This is a genomic window from Pseudomonas sp. ABa2, assembly GCF_056676075.1.
In genome coordinates, this window is sequence record NZ_CM155239.1 from 172,470 (window position 1) to 186,517 (window position 14,048).

General features: G+C 69.3%; 11 protein-coding genes. 1 reads left to right on the top strand and 10 read right to left on the bottom strand.

The window, feature by feature from the left end; genetic code table 11:
* Window positions 1-43: 43 nt before the first annotated feature.
* From AC1G9C_RS00855 to glcD, 7 genes are all read right to left on the bottom strand, one after another.
* Window positions 44-211, bottom strand: a complete 168-nt coding sequence (locus tag AC1G9C_RS00855) for a rubredoxin (RefSeq protein ID WP_021442321.1) — start codon at window positions 209-211, stop codon at window positions 44-46.
* Window positions 212-322: 111 nt separating this feature from the next.
* Window positions 323-2,023, bottom strand: coding sequence for an L-lactate permease (locus AC1G9C_RS00860; RefSeq protein ID WP_480409202.1), 1,701 nt, complete (start codon window positions 2,021-2,023; stop codon window positions 323-325).
* A 305-nt stretch (window positions 2,024-2,328) separates the two neighbouring features.
* Window positions 2,329-4,506, bottom strand: coding sequence for a malate synthase G (locus tag AC1G9C_RS00865; RefSeq protein ID WP_480409203.1), 2,178 nt, complete (start codon window positions 4,504-4,506; stop codon window positions 2,329-2,331).
* 78 nt (window positions 4,507-4,584) lie between these two features.
* Entirely contained in the window at window positions 4,585-4,983 is a 399-nt protein-coding gene (locus AC1G9C_RS00870) for a heme-binding protein (protein ID WP_480409204.1), read from the bottom strand.
* 89 nt (window positions 4,984-5,072) lie between these two features.
* Entirely contained in the window at window positions 5,073-6,290 is a 1,218-nt protein-coding gene (glcF, locus tag AC1G9C_RS00875) for a glycolate oxidase subunit GlcF (RefSeq protein ID WP_480409205.1), read from the bottom strand.
* A 3-nt stretch (window positions 6,291-6,293) separates the two neighbouring features.
* Window positions 6,294-7,349, bottom strand: a complete 1,056-nt coding sequence (gene glcE, locus AC1G9C_RS00880) for a glycolate oxidase subunit GlcE (protein WP_480409206.1) — start codon at window positions 7,347-7,349, stop codon at window positions 6,294-6,296.
* A complete protein-coding gene (gene glcD, locus AC1G9C_RS00885; protein ID WP_480409207.1) occupies window positions 7,349-8,848 on the bottom strand; it encodes a glycolate oxidase subunit GlcD in 1,500 nt (499 codons plus the stop codon). Before glcD ends, glcE begins: the two co-directional genes overlap by 1 nt.
* A gap of 239 nt (window positions 8,849-9,087) precedes the next feature.
* On the opposite strand from glcD, the gene glcC reads away from it, so the two are divergent.
* Window positions 9,088-9,861, top strand: coding sequence for a transcriptional regulator GlcC (gene glcC / locus AC1G9C_RS00890; RefSeq protein ID WP_021443330.1), 774 nt, complete (start codon window positions 9,088-9,090; stop codon window positions 9,859-9,861).
* A 42-nt stretch (window positions 9,862-9,903) separates the two neighbouring features.
* Here glcC and AC1G9C_RS00895 read toward each other — a convergent pair whose 3' ends face one another.
* From AC1G9C_RS00895 to AC1G9C_RS00905, 3 genes are all read right to left on the bottom strand, one after another.
* Window positions 9,904-11,055 carry a M14 family metallopeptidase gene (locus AC1G9C_RS00895; protein WP_480409208.1) on the bottom strand — a complete coding sequence of 384 codons (1,152 nt, stop codon included), beginning with the start codon at window positions 11,053-11,055 and terminating at the stop codon, window positions 9,904-9,906.
* A gap of 142 nt (window positions 11,056-11,197) precedes the next feature.
* The gene (locus AC1G9C_RS00900; protein ID WP_480409209.1) at window positions 11,198-12,667 is read right to left on the bottom strand and encodes a CapA family protein; all 1,470 of its coding nucleotides are present in this window, start codon (window positions 12,665-12,667) and stop codon (window positions 11,198-11,200) included.
* Window positions 12,668-12,684: 17 nt separating this feature from the next.
* Window positions 12,685-13,980, bottom strand: coding sequence for an MFS transporter (locus tag AC1G9C_RS00905; RefSeq protein WP_480409210.1), 1,296 nt, complete (start codon window positions 13,978-13,980; stop codon window positions 12,685-12,687).
* Between the last annotated feature and the right edge of the window lie 68 nt (window positions 13,981-14,048).

Consider the following 14,048-nt stretch of genomic DNA (forward strand, 5'->3'; position numbering starts at 1 on the left):
AAAGGCGACCCTAGGGTCGCCTTTTATCTGGGATGAGTTGGGATCAGCCGATCTCGATCATCTCGAAATCCATCTTGCCGACGCCGCAGTCGGGGCACAGCCAGTCTTCCGGCACGTCTTCCCAGCGGGTGCCGGCGGCGATGCCTTCGTCAGGCCAGCCCTGGCTCTCGTCGTATACCAGTCCACAGACCACGCATTGCCACTTCTTCATATAAACCTCAGGCGAATCTCAGTTGCGCGACGCACGCTACCGCAATTGCCGACAGGCGCCAAGCGGCGGGGCGACGAATGCCGCCCCGCGCGGGCCAACCAAAGTCGGGTCTCAGCCGGCCATATGCAGCGGGTCGCTGATCAGCATCAGGTACATGGCGATCAGTGCGATGGAGCCGGCGGCCAGCAGGTAGTAGAGGGTCGGCAGGATGGTCTTGCGCAGGGTGATGCCCTCGCGCCCGAGCAGGCCGACGGTGGCCGAGGCCGCCACCACGTTGTGGATGGCGATCATGTTGCCGGCCGCCGCGCCCACCGACTGCAGCGCCACCATCATCGCCCCGGATACCCCGATCAGCCCAGCGGTGTTGAACTGGAACTGCGCCAGCATCAGGTTCGACACCGTGTTGGAGCCGGCGATGAAGGCGCCCAGCGCGCCCACGGCCGGGGCGAAGAAGGGATAGACGCCGCCGACGCTATCGGCCACCAGCTGCGCCATGGCCACCGGCATCGACATCAGGTCGCTGCCATTGACCCCCGAGTTGATCAGGATGCGCACCATGGGGATGGTGAAGATCAGCACGAAGCCGGCGCCGAGCAGGGTCTTGCTCGATTCGCCCACTGCCGCCTTGAGCTCAGCGAAACGCATGCGATGGAGCAAGAAGGTGGCCAGCACCACCATGCACAGGATGCCGCCGGGCAGGTACAGCGGCTCGATGGTGCCGGACACGCCGGTCTCGCCGAGGATGTCCTTCCAGCCGAAGCTCAGGCTCATCATGGCCGCCTTCACTTCAGGGAAAGTACGCGAGATCACCAGGAACACCGCCAGCAGCAGGTAGGGCGCCCAGGCCATGGGCACCGAGATCGGCGTCTTGCCGGCGATGTCGTCCAGCTTCATCTCGATCTTGCCCATCCACTCGGCGGGCCAGTCCTTGGGGTCGGCGAAGTCCCACTGCTCCTTGGGCAGCAGGAAGCCGGCCTTGGCCGCCGGCACCACGATGGCCAGGCCGACCAGGGCGCCGATCATCGACGGGAACTCGGGGCCGAGGAACACCCCGGCGGCCATATATGGCAGGGAGAAGGCGAAGGCGGTGAAGATGGCGAACGGCGCTACCGCCAGGCCTTCCTTCCAGCTCTGATTCTTGCCGAAGAAGCGGGTCATGATCATCACCATGACCAGCGGCATCAGCAGGCCGATCAGGCCGTGGGTGATCGCCACCCGCGAGTAGATCAGGTGGAAGAAGGTCTCCCAGTCGCTGCCGTTGGCCACCAGCTGGGCGCTGATGCCGGTCTTGTCCAGGCCGGCGCCGACGCCCACCAGGATCGGCGTGCCCACCGCGCCGAAGGACACCGGGGTGGACTGCACCATCATCCCCAGTACCACCGCGGCCAGCGCCGGGAAGCCCAGCGCCACCAGCAGCGGCGCGGCCACCGCGGCCGGGGTGCCGAAGCCGGAGGCGCCCTCGATGAAGCAGCCGAACAGCCAGGCGACGATCAGCGCCTGCACCCGGCGATCCGGGGTGATGTTGGAGAAGCCGCGGCGGATCGCGCTGATGCCCCCCGAATGCTTGAGGGTGTTGAGCAGCAGGATGGCGCCGAAGATGATCCACAGGATCGAGGCGGTGAGGATCAGCCCCTGCAGGCTGGAGGCGACGACCCGGTTGAGGGACATGTCCCAGGCCGTCAGGCCGATCAGGGCGGTGAGGACGAACACCAGCGGCATCGCGTACTTGGCCGGCCAGCGAAAGCCGATCAGCAGTACCCCCGCCAGCACCAGCGGCACGAATGCCAGGATGGACAGCAGCGTTTGACTCATGGGTTGGTTCCTTCTTTTTCTTGTGAACCACAGTTTTCCGGGGATGACCCGGCGCCACGCATCTGGAACGGCCGGGCGCCACGGCACCGACCCTTCCGGGAGCTGCGGCGAGGGGGATCGCCCGCCGCCGCGCTCATGCTCGAAAGCCCCGACGGCCAGGAGCCGTCAGGGCTTGCTACTGCTCCGTGGAGGCGTCAAGAGCCATCCACGGTTGTTAACCCGCTTGTGTAGGAGCCCCGCCCCGGGGGCGAAGCTTTTCTCCAGCTTCGCGGCGGGGCGCCGCTCCTACATGATCGGTGAGATGCTCAAACCTCCTCTTTAAAGCGCAGGCGCCAGGCATGCAGCAGCGGCTCGGTGTAGCCGGACGGCTGCTCGCGGCCCTTGAACACCAGGTCGCAGGCGGCGCGGAAGGCGTGGGAGCGGTCGAAGTTCGGCGCCATCGGCCGGTAGGCGGCGTCGCCAGCGTTCTGCCCGTCGACCACCTGGGCCATGCGCTGCAGCGCCTCGCGCACCTGGGCTTCGCCGACCACGCCGTGGTGCAGCCAGTTGGCGATGTGCTGAGCCGAGATGCGCAGGGTGGCGCGGTCTTCCATCAGGCCGACGTTGTGGATATCCGGCACCTTGGAGCAGCCGACGCCCTGTTCGACCCAGCGCACCACGTAACCGAGGATGCCCTGGCAGTTGTTGTCCAGTTCCTGCTGGATATCGCTGGCGCTCCACGGCCGCTCGGCGCTGACCGGCACGCTGAGCAGGTCGTTCAGCAGGCCGTCGCGCTGCTCGGCCAGGTCGATCAGCTCCAGCTCGCGTTGCACCGCCTGCACGTCCACCTGGTGGTAGTGCAGGGCGTGCAGCACGGCGGCGGTCGGCGACGGCACCCAGGCGGTGTTGGCGCCGGCCTTGGGGTGGCCGATCTTCTGCTCGAGCATGGCCGCCATCAGGTCCGGCATGGCCCACATGCCCTTGCCGATCTGCGCCTTGCCGCGCAGCCCGCAGGCCAGGCCGACCAGCACGTTGTTGCGCTCGTAGGCGGCGATCCAGGCGCTGGATTTCATGTCGCCCTTGCGCAGCATGGCGCCGGCCTCCATCGCCGTATGCATCTCGTCGCCGGTGCGGTCGAGGAAGCCGGTGTTGATAAAGGCCACCCGTGCGCTGGCGGCTTCGATGCAGGCCTTGAGGTTGACGCTGGTACGCCGCTCCTCGTCCATGATGCCCATCTTCAGGGTATTGGCCGGCATGCCCAGCAACTGCTCGACACGGCCGAACAGCTCGTTGGCGAAGGCCACCTCGAAGGGGCCGTGCATCTTCGGCTTGACGATATAGACGCTGCCGCTGCGCGAGTTGCCGCGGCGCTGCAGGTCGTGCAGGGCGATCAGGCTGGTGACCACCGCGTCGAGAATGCCCTCGGGGATCTCCTGGCCTTCGCCATCGAGGATCGCCGGGTTGCTCATCAGGTGGCCGACGTTGCGCACGAACAGCAAGGAGCGGCCGTGCAGGCACAGCTCGCTGCCGTCGGCGGCGGTATAGACCCGATCCGGGTTGAGGCGGCGGACGATGCGCTTGCCGCCCTTGTCCAGCTCCTCGGCCAGGTCGCCCTTCATCAGGCCCAGCCAGTTGCGGTAGACCAGCACCTTGTCGGCGGCGTCGACGGCGGCCACCGAGTCCTCGCAGTCCATGATGGTCGACAGCGCCGCCTCCATCAGCACGTCCTTGACCCCGGCGGCGTCGCTGCGGCCGATGGGGCTGCTGGCGTCGATCTGGATCTCGAAATGCAGGCCGTGGTTCTTCAGCAGCACGGCGCTCGGCGTGGCCGCCTCGCCCTGGTAGCCGACGAACTTCTCCGGCTGGGCCAGGGCGCTCTGCGCGCCGCTGCCGAGGGTCACCTGCAACTGGCCGGCAACCACGGCATAGGCGCGGGCGTCGGCGTGCGAGCCCTTGGCCAGCGGCGCCGCCTGGTCGAGGAATGCGCGGGCGAAGGCGATCACCTTGGCGCCGCGCACTTCGTTGTAGCCCGGGCCCTTGCTGGCGCCACCCGCTTCGCTGATCGCATCGGTGCCGTACAGCGCGTCGTACAGCGAGCCCCAGCGGGCGTTGGCGGCATTCAGCGCGTAGCGCGCGTTCATCACCGGCACCACCAGCTGCGGGCCGGCCTGGCTGGCGATCTCGCTGTCGACATTGGCGGTACTGACCTTGACCTTCTCCGGCTGCGGCAGCAGGTAGCCGATGGACTCGAGGAAGGCGCGGTAGGCGGCCATGTCGCGGATCGGGCCGGGGTTGGCGCGATGCCAGGTATCCAGCTCGGTCTGCAGGCGGTCGCGTTCGGCCAGCAGCGCGCGGTTACGCGGCGCCAGGTCGTGCACCAGGGCGTCGAAGCCGCTCCAGAAGGCCGCCGCCTCGATACCGCTGCCGGGCAGCACTTCGCTTTCGATGAACTGCTTGAGTTCGGCGGCCACCTGCAGGCGCTGACATTGCACGCGTTCGGTCATTTTGCTGTTCTCCTGTCTGCATCCGGGTTGTCTGGGATGCCTGTGAAATTCGTCTGGCGGGAAGAAACGGCGCGCGGCTTACAGCGCCGCGATACCCGCCTTGGCCACCTGCGCGTCCTGTTCGGCCTTGACCCCCGACACGCCGACGGCGCCGACTACCTGGCCGTCCACCAGCACCGGCACGCCGCCTTCCAGCGAGGTGATCAGCGGTGCGCTGAGGAAGGCGCTGCGGCCGCCGTTGACCATGTCCTCGTAGCCTTTGGTTTCGCGGCGGCCGAGGGCGGCGCTGCGCGCCTTTTCGGTGGCGATGTAGGCGCCGATCGGCGCGCAGCCGTCGAGGCGTTCCAGCGCCAGCGGGTGGCCGCCGTCGTCGACCACGGCGATGGCCACGGCCCAGCCCTGTTGCTGCGCTTCGCTGCGGGCCGCCTGGATGATCAGGGTGACTTCGTTCTGGCTGAGTACGGCTTTGTGCTGCATGGCATACCTCGTATTCGTGGTTTCGTAGCCCGGAGGCAATCCGGGATTTGCGGCGTTCGTTGTCCCGGATTGCATCCGGGCTACGGCGATCAGTGCATGGCCTCTTCGACCAGCTCGATCCAGTGCCTTACCGGCGTGCGCCCGGCGCCGTCCAGGTGGGTCTGGCAGCCGATATTGGCGGTGACGATGGCGTCGGGCTGACCGCTCTCCAGGGCATTGAGCTTGTTGTCGCGCAGCTGCCGCGACAGCTCCGGCTGGGTCAGCGAATAGGTGCCGGCCGAGCCGCAGCACAGGTGGCCATCCGGCACGGCGGTGAGGCCGAAGCCGAGGCGGCTCAGCACGCCTTCCACGGCGCCGCCGAGTTTCTGCGCGTGCTGCAGGGTGCAGGGGCAGTGGAAGGCCAGGCGCTGCTCGGCGCGTACCTGCAACTGCTCCAGCGGCTCGCCTTGCAGCACCTCGACCAGGTCCTTGGCCAGGGCGCTGACCCGCGCCGCCTTGCTCGCATAGGCGGGGTCGCCGGCGAGCAGGTGGCCGTAGTCCTTGACGAAGGCGCCGCAGCCGCTGGCGGTCTGCACGATGGCCTCGGCGCCGGCTTCGATGGCCGGCCACCAGGCGTCGATGTTCTGCCGCGCGCGTTGCAACCCGGCTTCCTGGGCGTTGAGGTGGTAGTCCACGGCACCGCAGCAACCGGCCTCGCGGATCGGCGTGACGCTGATGCCCAGACGATCCAGCACGCGCGCGGTGGCGGCGTTGGTGTTGGGCGACAGCCCCGGTTGCACGCAGCCTTCGAGCATCAGCACGCGGCGGGCATGCTGCTGCGTCGGGCGCGGCTTGGCCGGACGAACCTCGCGCGGCAGCTTGGCCTTGAGCGTGGTCGGCAGCAGCGGGCGCAGGGCCAGGCCGGTCTGGGTCAGCGCCTTGAACAGCGCCGGGCGCGGCACCACGGCGCGCAGGCCCTGGCGCAGCAGGCGCTCGCTCAGCGGCCGCGGCACCGCCTGTTCGACCAGTTCGCGGCCGATATCCAACAGGTTGTGGTACTGCACGCCGGACGGGCAGGTGGTTTCGCAGTTGCGGCAGGTCAGGCAGCGGTCCAGATGCTGCTGGGTCTTGGCGGTGACCTCGCCGCCTTCGAGCATCTGCTTGATCAGGTAGATGCGCCCGCGCGGGCCGTCCAGCTCGTCGCCGAGCAGCTGGTAGGTCGGGCAGGTGGCGTTGCAGAAGCCGCAATGCACGCAGGAGCGCAGCACCCGCTCGGCTTCCTCGGCGCGCGGCAGACGCTTGGCTTGTTCACTCAGGTTGGTCTGCACGGCTTATACCTCGGCGTACATGCGGCCAGGGTTGAAGATGCCCTGGGGGTCGAGCTGTTGCTTGAGCTGGCGCTGGTAGCGCAGCAGCGGCGCGGCCAGCGGCTGGAAGGGGTTGGCTTGGCCGGCGGCGAAGCAGGTGGCGTGGCCGCCGAGCTTGGCCAGCACGCGCTGGATCAGCGCGCCATCGGCGTCGGATTTCAGCCAGCGCTGGGCGCCGCCCCAGTCGATCAGCTGGCGCCCGGGCAGGTCGAGCAGGCCGCTGTTGGCCGGCAGCGACAGGCGCCACAGGCATCCTTCACCGGCGAAGAACGGCAGGCGCTGTTCGCGCAGCTGCAGCCAGTAGCCGTTGTCGATTTCCTCGCCGCCGAGGCGCTGGCGCGCAGCCTGCACCGAACCTTCGCCGCCTTCCAGGCGCAGGTGCAGCGCCGCACCGTCGTGGCTGGCGGCGCTGATCGGCAGCGGCTGCTGGCCCCATTCGGCGAGCTTGTTCAGCGCGTGCAGGGCGTCCACTTCCAGGCGCAGGCTGAGCGCCTGGCGCGGCTTGGGCAGCACCTTGAGCGACACCTCGGTGAGCAGGCCGAGGCAGCCGAAGCTGCCGGCCAGCAGGCGCGACAGGTCGTAGCCGGCGACGTTCTTCATCACCTCGCCGCCGAAGCGCAGCAGCTTGCCCTGACCGGTGATCACGCGGGTGCCGAGCACCTGGTCGCGCACCGAACCGGCCCAGGGCCGGCGCGGGCCGGACAGCCCGGTGGCGACCATGCCGCCCAGGGTGGCGCCATCGCCCAGGTGCGGCGGTTCGCACGGCAGCATCTGGTCATTCGCCTCCAGCGCCGCCTCGATCTCGGCGAGCGGCGTGCCGGCACGGGCGGTGAGCACCAGCTCGGTCGGGTCGTAGCTGACGATGCCGCGATGGCTGCGGGTATCCAGGACTTCGCCGGCGGTGGCGCGGCCGAGATGGGCCTTGCTGGCGCTGCCCTGGATGCGCAGCACGGTGGCGCTGTTCAGCGCGTGGTTGACCTGTTCCAGCAGCGCGGCGCTGGCGTCGAAATCATGCGACATCAGAAACGCTCCAGTTCCGGGAAGGGCAGTTGGCCGTGGTGCACGTGCATGGCGCCGAACTCGGCGCAGCGGTGCAGGGTGGGAATGTTCTTGCCCGGGTTGAGCAGGCCGGCCGGGTCGAACGCCGCCTTCACCGCATGGAACAGGGTGATTTCGTCGCTGTTGAACTGCGCGCACATCTGGTTGATCTTCTCGCGGCCGACACCGTGCTCGCCGGTGATGCTGCCGCCGACCTTGACGCAGAGTTCGAGGATCTTGCCGCCGATGGCCTCGGCCCGCTCCAGCTCGCCGGGCACGTTGGCATCGAAGAGGATCAAGGGGTGCATGTTGCCGTCGCCGGCGTGGAACACGTTGGCCACGCGCAGGCCGTATTCGGTGGACAATTCGGCGATGCCGCGCAGTACGCCGGGCAGCTCGCGGCGCGGGATGGTGCCGTCCATGCAGTAGTAGTCCGGCGAGATGCGCCCGACCGCGGGGAAGGCGTTCTTGCGTCCGGCCCAGAACTTCACCCGCTCGGCCTCGTCGCGGGCCTGGCGCACTTCGGTGGCGCCGGCCTTCGTCAGCACCGCGCGCACCCGCTCGCAGTCGTCGGCCACGTCGGCTTCGACGCCGTCCAGCTCGCACAGCAGGATGGCCTCGGCCTCCACCGGGTAGCCGGCGTGGATAAAGTCTTCCGCCGCGCGAATGGCCAGGTTGTCCATCATCTCCAGGCCGCCGGGAATGATGCCGGCGGCGATGATGTCGCCCACTGCGCGGCCGGCCTTTTCCACCGAGTCGAAGGCCGCCAGCAGCACCTTGGCCACCTGCGGCTTGGGCAGCAGCTTGACGGTGACTTCGGTGACGATGCCGAGCATGCCCTCGGAGCCGGTGAACAGCGCCAGCAGGTCGAAGCCGGGGGCGTCGAGGGCGTCGCTGCCGAGGGTCATGAACTCGCCCTCGACGGTGAGAATCTCCACCTTGAGCAGGTTGTGCACGGTCAGGCCGTACTTCAGGCAGTGCACGCCGCCGGCATTCTCGGCGACGTTGCCGCCGATGGAGCAGGCGATCTGCGACGAGGGGTCCGGCGCGTAGTACAGGTCGAAGGGCGCGGCGGCCTGGGAGATCGCCAGGTTGCGCACGCCGGGCTGGACGCGGGCGAAGCGGCCTTCGCGGTTGATCTCGAGAATCTGGTTGAAGCGCGCCATCACCAGCAGGATGCCCTGCTCCAGCGGCAGCGCGCCGCCGGACAGGCCGGTGCCGGCGCCGCGCGCCACCACCGGTACGCCGCGGGCGTGGCAGAGCTGCAGCAGCTGCTGCACCTGCTCGATGCGCTCGGGCAGCACCACCAGCATGGGCGTGGTGCGGTAGGCGGACAGGCCGTCGCACTCGTAGGGCGTGAGGTCTTCGGTGGTGTGCAGGATGTCGAGGTCGGGCAGGCGCTGGCGCAATTCCGCCAGCAGGGCGGCCTTGTCGACCTTGGGCAGCGCGCCGTCGATGCGCTCGTCGTACAGAATGCTCATGGCAGGCTCGATTCGGGAACGTAATTGTTATCAAGGGTCAGGCTGCGACCATGGGCCGCATGTTTAGGTCGGCCTTGTCCCTGCGTCCATCTTCTTGGGCGCTGGTAGGACCAGTTTCTTGCGCCAGGCCTTCGTCCTGGATTGGCCTAAGGTCTTATCCGCTGCGGCTTGCCTCTGGGCGTGCGCGCGATCTAAGGTGGCCATTAGAAATTGGTACGACCAGTACTGTGGAGGTGGCAATGGACGGGCAACAGGGCGCGGCGCGGCGCCAGGTCAGCGACGTGGTGGCCGAGCGCATCGAGCGGCTGATCGTCGACGGCGTGCTCAAGGTGGGCCAGCCGCTGCCGTCGGAACGGCGCCTGTGCGAGAAGCTGGGCATCTCCCGTTCGGCGCTGCGCGAGGGGCTCAAGGTGCTGCGCGGGCGCGGCATCATCGACACCGCCCAGGGCCGCGATTCGCGGGTGGCCAAGCTCAGCGGCGAGCGCGACGCCAGCCCGCTGATGCACCTGTTCAACTCGCAACCGCGCACGCTCTACGACCTGCTGGAAGTGCGCGGCCTGCTCGAGGGCGAGTCGGCGCGCCTGGCGGCGCTGCGCGGCACCGAGGCGGATTTCGTGTTGCTGACCCGGCGTTACGAGGAAATGCTCGCCGCCCATACCCAGGACAGCCCGGTCGACCCGCGCGAGCACGCGCGCCTCGACCACGCCTTCCACCTGGCCATCTGCGAGGCCTCGCACAACCCGGTGCTGGTGCACACCCTGCAGTCGCTGACCGACCTGATGCTCAGCACGGTGTTCGCCTCGGTGAACAACCTCTATCACCGCCCGGCGCAGAAACGGCAGATCGACCGCCAGCACTCGCGCCTGTATCACGCGGTGATCGAGCGCCTGCCGGAACAGGCGCAGCGCGCCGCGCGCGACCATATCCACAGCATCCGCGACAACCTGCAGGAGATCGAGCAGGAAGAGCAGCGCCTGGTGCGCGCCACCATGCGCCTGGAGGGCTGGGGTTAGGGACGTTATGGCCGGACCCTGTGGGCCCGTGCGCTGCCGGGTTTATGAACCGGCGCGCACTCCCGGATATTGCTCGGCAATTGGCTGGCTCGCGTTCTGGCGCGGGGCATGCAGCGGCGTGGCCAGGCCCTGGCGGGTCAGTTCCAGGACCTCGCGGGCCTGTTCCAGCACCTGGCGTTTCCAGGCGTCGGTCTCGACGTAGAAGGCGGCGCGCAGCTGCGCCTTGATCCGTGCGCGGGTGGCGGCGTCGGTGTCCGGGCGGTTCTCCAGCCACTGCTCGGCGCGCAGCGCGGTGAGCACCTTGAGCCCCGGCTGGGTGCCGTACTCCAGGGTCAGGCCGTTGTACTGGGCCTGGGCGCATTCGGCCAGCACTGCCAGGTCGAGGGTGCCGTTGAGCTCGCTGGAGGCGGAGTTGCCCTCGGCGCTGTTGGTTACCTGCGGCCCCCACCACTGACGTGCGCGGGCGATGTCCGCGGGCTCCTGGCGGCCCTTGTAGATGCGCTCGCCGTAGCCGCTGGGGCCGAGCCCGGTGTGCACGTCGATCCAGCCGATGCGCCGGCACTGGCGGCCATGCTGACGAAGAATCTGGCGCAGCTGGCGGTTGCTCCAGGTCGGCTCGGTGCCGGCGAAGAACAGGCCGCGCGGGTCGCCGTGCTGGCCGCGCGAGATCGCCGCCTGCAGCGCCTTGCGCCCATGACGCAGGGCGTAGCCGTACAGCCCCAGGGTGCTGGCCAGGGTCGGCGGGCAGCGCTCGGGCAGCAGCAGCTTGGCCACCGCGCGGTAGTCGGGGTTGTCCGCCAGCGGCGCGGCGAAGTCCTGGAAGTTGCGGTTGAGGTCGACGTTCTCCTGGGTCACCCGGCGCTGCCAGGAAAAGCCATAGGGATTCAGCGCATGGATATACAGCAGCGCCAGGTCGCCGCGCTGGCAGGCGGCGAACCAGGCGTCGTCGTCGAGCCGGTCGATCTGGATGGCCGAGCCGCAGAAACCCTCGATGCCGTGGCAGCCGCTGCTCAGCACCAGCAGGTTGGCGGCGTCGGCGGCACCGAGGCGGGCCACGTCGATGGCCAGTTGTTCGCCATCGCGGCCGGGCAGCGGGTGGACGTGGCTGTCCACGGCGAGGCCGCGATGGGCGCAGCTGGCGAGAAATTTCTGCCGGGCTTCGGCGTAGCTCTGGGCGAAACAGGACAGGTTCATGGCGCGTTCCGTGTCGGTGGTAGGGCGCCCGCGCGGGTGGGCGGGCATGGCCGGGCCCGTGGCGCAGGCGGTTGGCCTGCGCCGGGCGACGGCGAGTGGGTGGTGGTGCGGCGCCGGCGGCCTTTTGGGCGGCCGGCCGGGGTCAGGCGTCGAGCACGATGCGGCCCAGGCTGCTGGCCCGGCCGGCGTACTCCACCGTCTCGATCTCGATGTGTGTGCCGAACTCGGCAGACAGCCCGGCCAGACGCTCGAGGATGCGCCGGGCCTGGTTCTGGTTGTCCGCCGTATCGAAGGCCAGGCGCGGAATGCCGCGTTCGGCGTCGCGTCCGCCATGGCCCAGTTCGATGGGGTGCAGCAGCAGTTCGCGCAGCTGGCCGTCGGCGCGGAAGCGGCACTCGGCGACCACGCTTTCGAACCAGATCGGCGCGCCGAACAGGCCGGCCACGCGCTTCCATTCGAGGAACTCGGCCGGGGTGCTCTGGCGTGGGTTGGTGATGCCCTTGGGCCCGATCAGCGCCTCGGCGGCCTGCCACTCGCGGCTCTCCCACTTGTCCGCCGGGACGATCTGCATGCTGTTGTCCATGAAGCAGAAGTTGCCCAGCGAGTAGAGCAGCGGCTTGCCGGCGTAGATCTCGATGCCGCGCAGCTGATGCGGGCCGTGGCCGCAGAGCATGTCGGCGCCGTTGTCGACCAGCTGGCGGGCCAGCGCCGGCAGGTAATCGGGCACCGCGGCGGTGAAGTTGTCCGGCTCATGGGTGTGCTGGGCGACGATGCTGAAGTCGCTGGTCTGCTTGGCCTGGCGCTGGTGGCGGAGGATCTCGGCCTGGTCGCGCGGGTCGCATTGGTAGTGGATGCGCAGGCTGCCCGGCGCGGCATCGGGGTCGACGCGGTAGTGCAGGGCCATGCCCAGGTGCAGGCTGTGTTCGCCGTGCAGGGCCTTGAGCAGGTAATGGTCCTGGTAGGCCTCCTGGGCGTTGAGGCGCTTGAGCACGGCGAAGTCCTCGGCGCTGACCAGGCGGTGCGGCGTGGTGCGCAGCGGATTGAGGCCGGGCCGCGGCGCCACCTGGCCGAGGCCGTCGGCGGCCGGGGCGTTGGCCTCGAAGGTGGTGGCGTAGGAGGTCAGCGACACCCGCGCCTTGGCGGTATTGACGAAGGCCGGCGCCCGCGCGGCGGCCAGGCTGTCGCCGGTGCCGGCGTGGGCGATGCCGGCGGCATCGAGCAGCGCGTCGGTCATGCGCATGCCGGCCACGCCCCAGTCCAGCGCGTGGTTGTTGGCCCGCGCCAGCAGGTTGAAGCCGAGCTCGGCCAGGTCCGCCGGGGCGTCCGGGTCGCTGATCAGCCAGGAGAAGCCGGACAGCGCCTCGGGGTAGCCGGCGAAGCTGTTCAGGTCGATGGCGGTGCCTTCGTAGTTGCCCACCAGCACGTCGCCGCGGCGCAGGATCTGCAGCAGTTCGGGCGAGTTGCGCGCCAGCTTCGCGGCGATGGCGTGGGTGATGATGATGTCGCCGACGGCGACCACGCAGAAGCCGTCCTCGACCTCGGCCTGGCGCCAGTTCGGCTGCAGTTCGAGGGACTCGGGGCGTTGCTGCGGGGTGGGGACGCGATGCTGCATGGCGGAGGCTTCCTGACTCAGGCCTGGCTCGGGGCCGGCGCGGGGGTGGATTCGGGGGTGTCGGCAGGCACGGCCAGGTCGCGGCGGCTGCGCTCCGGGTCGACCAGCAGCAGGCCGAGCAGGGTGCTGGCCAGCAGGGCAAGGCCGAACAGGCCGATGGCCAGCTCGAAGCCGGCGACCAGGTCGCCGCCCTGCCAGCCGATGGCCTGGCCGACCAGGTGCGGGGCGAGCATGCCGGCGCTGGTCAGCAGGCCGATATGGATGGCCAGCATGCTGCCGCGCTGCCGCGCCGGGACTATGTAGGCGACGATGCTGTAGCCGAAGGCCGAGAGCAGGTTGACCAGGATGCCGCCGACGAGGAACAGGCCCAGGGTGGCGGCCAGGCCGGTGGCGCTCAGGCCCATCAGGGCGAAGGCCAGGGCGGCGACCAGGCAGGCCAGCAGCGGCGGCATGACCATCGCCGCGCGCACGCTGGCGCCGCGCTGCAGGGCCCGTTGCGACAGGCTGGAAACCAGCAGGTTGAGGACGATCACGCCGAGGGTGGTGGCCAGCACCAGGTAGCCGGACTGCATCGGCGTCAGCCCCAGGCCCTTCTGCAGGTAGGTGGGCAGCCAGCTGTAGAGCAGGGCATTGGGCAGGTAGCTGCAGAAGGCGATCAGGGTGATGCCGACGAAGGTACGGTTGAGCAGCAGGCGGCGGTACGGCAGGGCGACGCCGCCGCTGCCGTCATTGGCGTCGTCGTACTGGCCCTCGCGGCCGAACAGCTGCCACAGCAGCAGCCAGAGCAGGCCGACGCCGGCCAGCAGCAGGTAGCCGGCGCGCCAGCCCAGGCGCTCGATCAGCAGCGGCAGGGCCAGGGCACCGGCGATGGCGCCGAGCATGATCGCCACCTGGATCAAGGCCGCCGGCAGCACCCGCTCGCGCGGTGCGTACCACTTGAAGCAGGCGTGCTGGGTCACCGCGGTGCCCGGGCCGCAGCCGGCGCCGAGCAGCAGGCGACTGGCGACCAGGGCGAAGAAGCTGGTCGCCAGCGCGGTGAGCAGCTGCGCGGCCATCCACACCAGCGACATGCCGGAGAGAATCCAGCGGCTCGGCAGGCGGTTGGCGAGAAAGCCCACCAGCACCCCGGAAATCGAGTAGAGGAAGAAGAACGCGCTGCCGATGAAGCCGAACTGCTCCGGCGACAGCTGCAGCTCGTCGATGATCTGCGGGCCGGCGAAGGCGAAGATGGTCTTGTCCAGCACGCTGATGATCATCACCGCCATCAGCAGGGCGACCACCAGAATCCGGCGCGAGGGGGTGGGCTGGGTCATGCGGGGCTCCGTGGCAGGCTGGGGGCGAGCCACCTGCGCAGCGGGCGAGGTGGCGGCCAGTGCTGCGC

What these genes read in the sequence shown, in the direction of transcription:
- AC1G9C_RS00855 (WP_021442321.1), bottom strand. Translation starts at nt 211, where the DNA reads ATGAAGAAGTGGCAATGCGTGGTCTGTGGACTGGTATACGACGAGAGC.
- AC1G9C_RS00860 (WP_480409202.1), bottom strand. Translation starts at nt 2,023, where the DNA reads ATGAGTCAAACGCTGCTGTCCATCCTGGCATTCGTGCCGCTGGTGCTG.
- AC1G9C_RS00865 (WP_480409203.1), bottom strand. Translation starts at nt 4,506, where the DNA reads ATGACCGAACGCGTGCAATGTCAGCGCCTGCAGGTGGCCGCCGAACTC.
- AC1G9C_RS00870 (WP_480409204.1), bottom strand. Translation starts at nt 4,983, where the DNA reads ATGCAGCACAAAGCCGTACTCAGCCAGAACGAAGTCACCCTGATCATC.
- glcE (WP_480409206.1), bottom strand. Translation starts at nt 7,349, where the DNA reads ATGTCGCATGATTTCGACGCCAGCGCCGCGCTGCTGGAACAGGTCAAC.
- glcD (WP_480409207.1), bottom strand. Translation starts at nt 8,848, where the DNA reads ATGAGCATTCTGTACGACGAGCGCATCGACGGCGCGCTGCCCAAGGTC.
- glcC (WP_021443330.1), top strand. Translation starts at nt 9,088, where the DNA reads ATGGACGGGCAACAGGGCGCGGCGCGGCGCCAGGTCAGCGACGTGGTG.
- AC1G9C_RS00895 (WP_480409208.1), bottom strand. Translation starts at nt 11,055, where the DNA reads ATGAACCTGTCCTGTTTCGCCCAGAGCTACGCCGAAGCCCGGCAGAAA.
- AC1G9C_RS00900 (WP_480409209.1), bottom strand. Translation starts at nt 12,667, where the DNA reads ATGCAGCATCGCGTCCCCACCCCGCAGCAACGCCCCGAGTCCCTCGAA.
- AC1G9C_RS00905 (WP_480409210.1), bottom strand. Translation starts at nt 13,980, where the DNA reads ATGACCCAGCCCACCCCCTCGCGCCGGATTCTGGTGGTCGCCCTGCTG.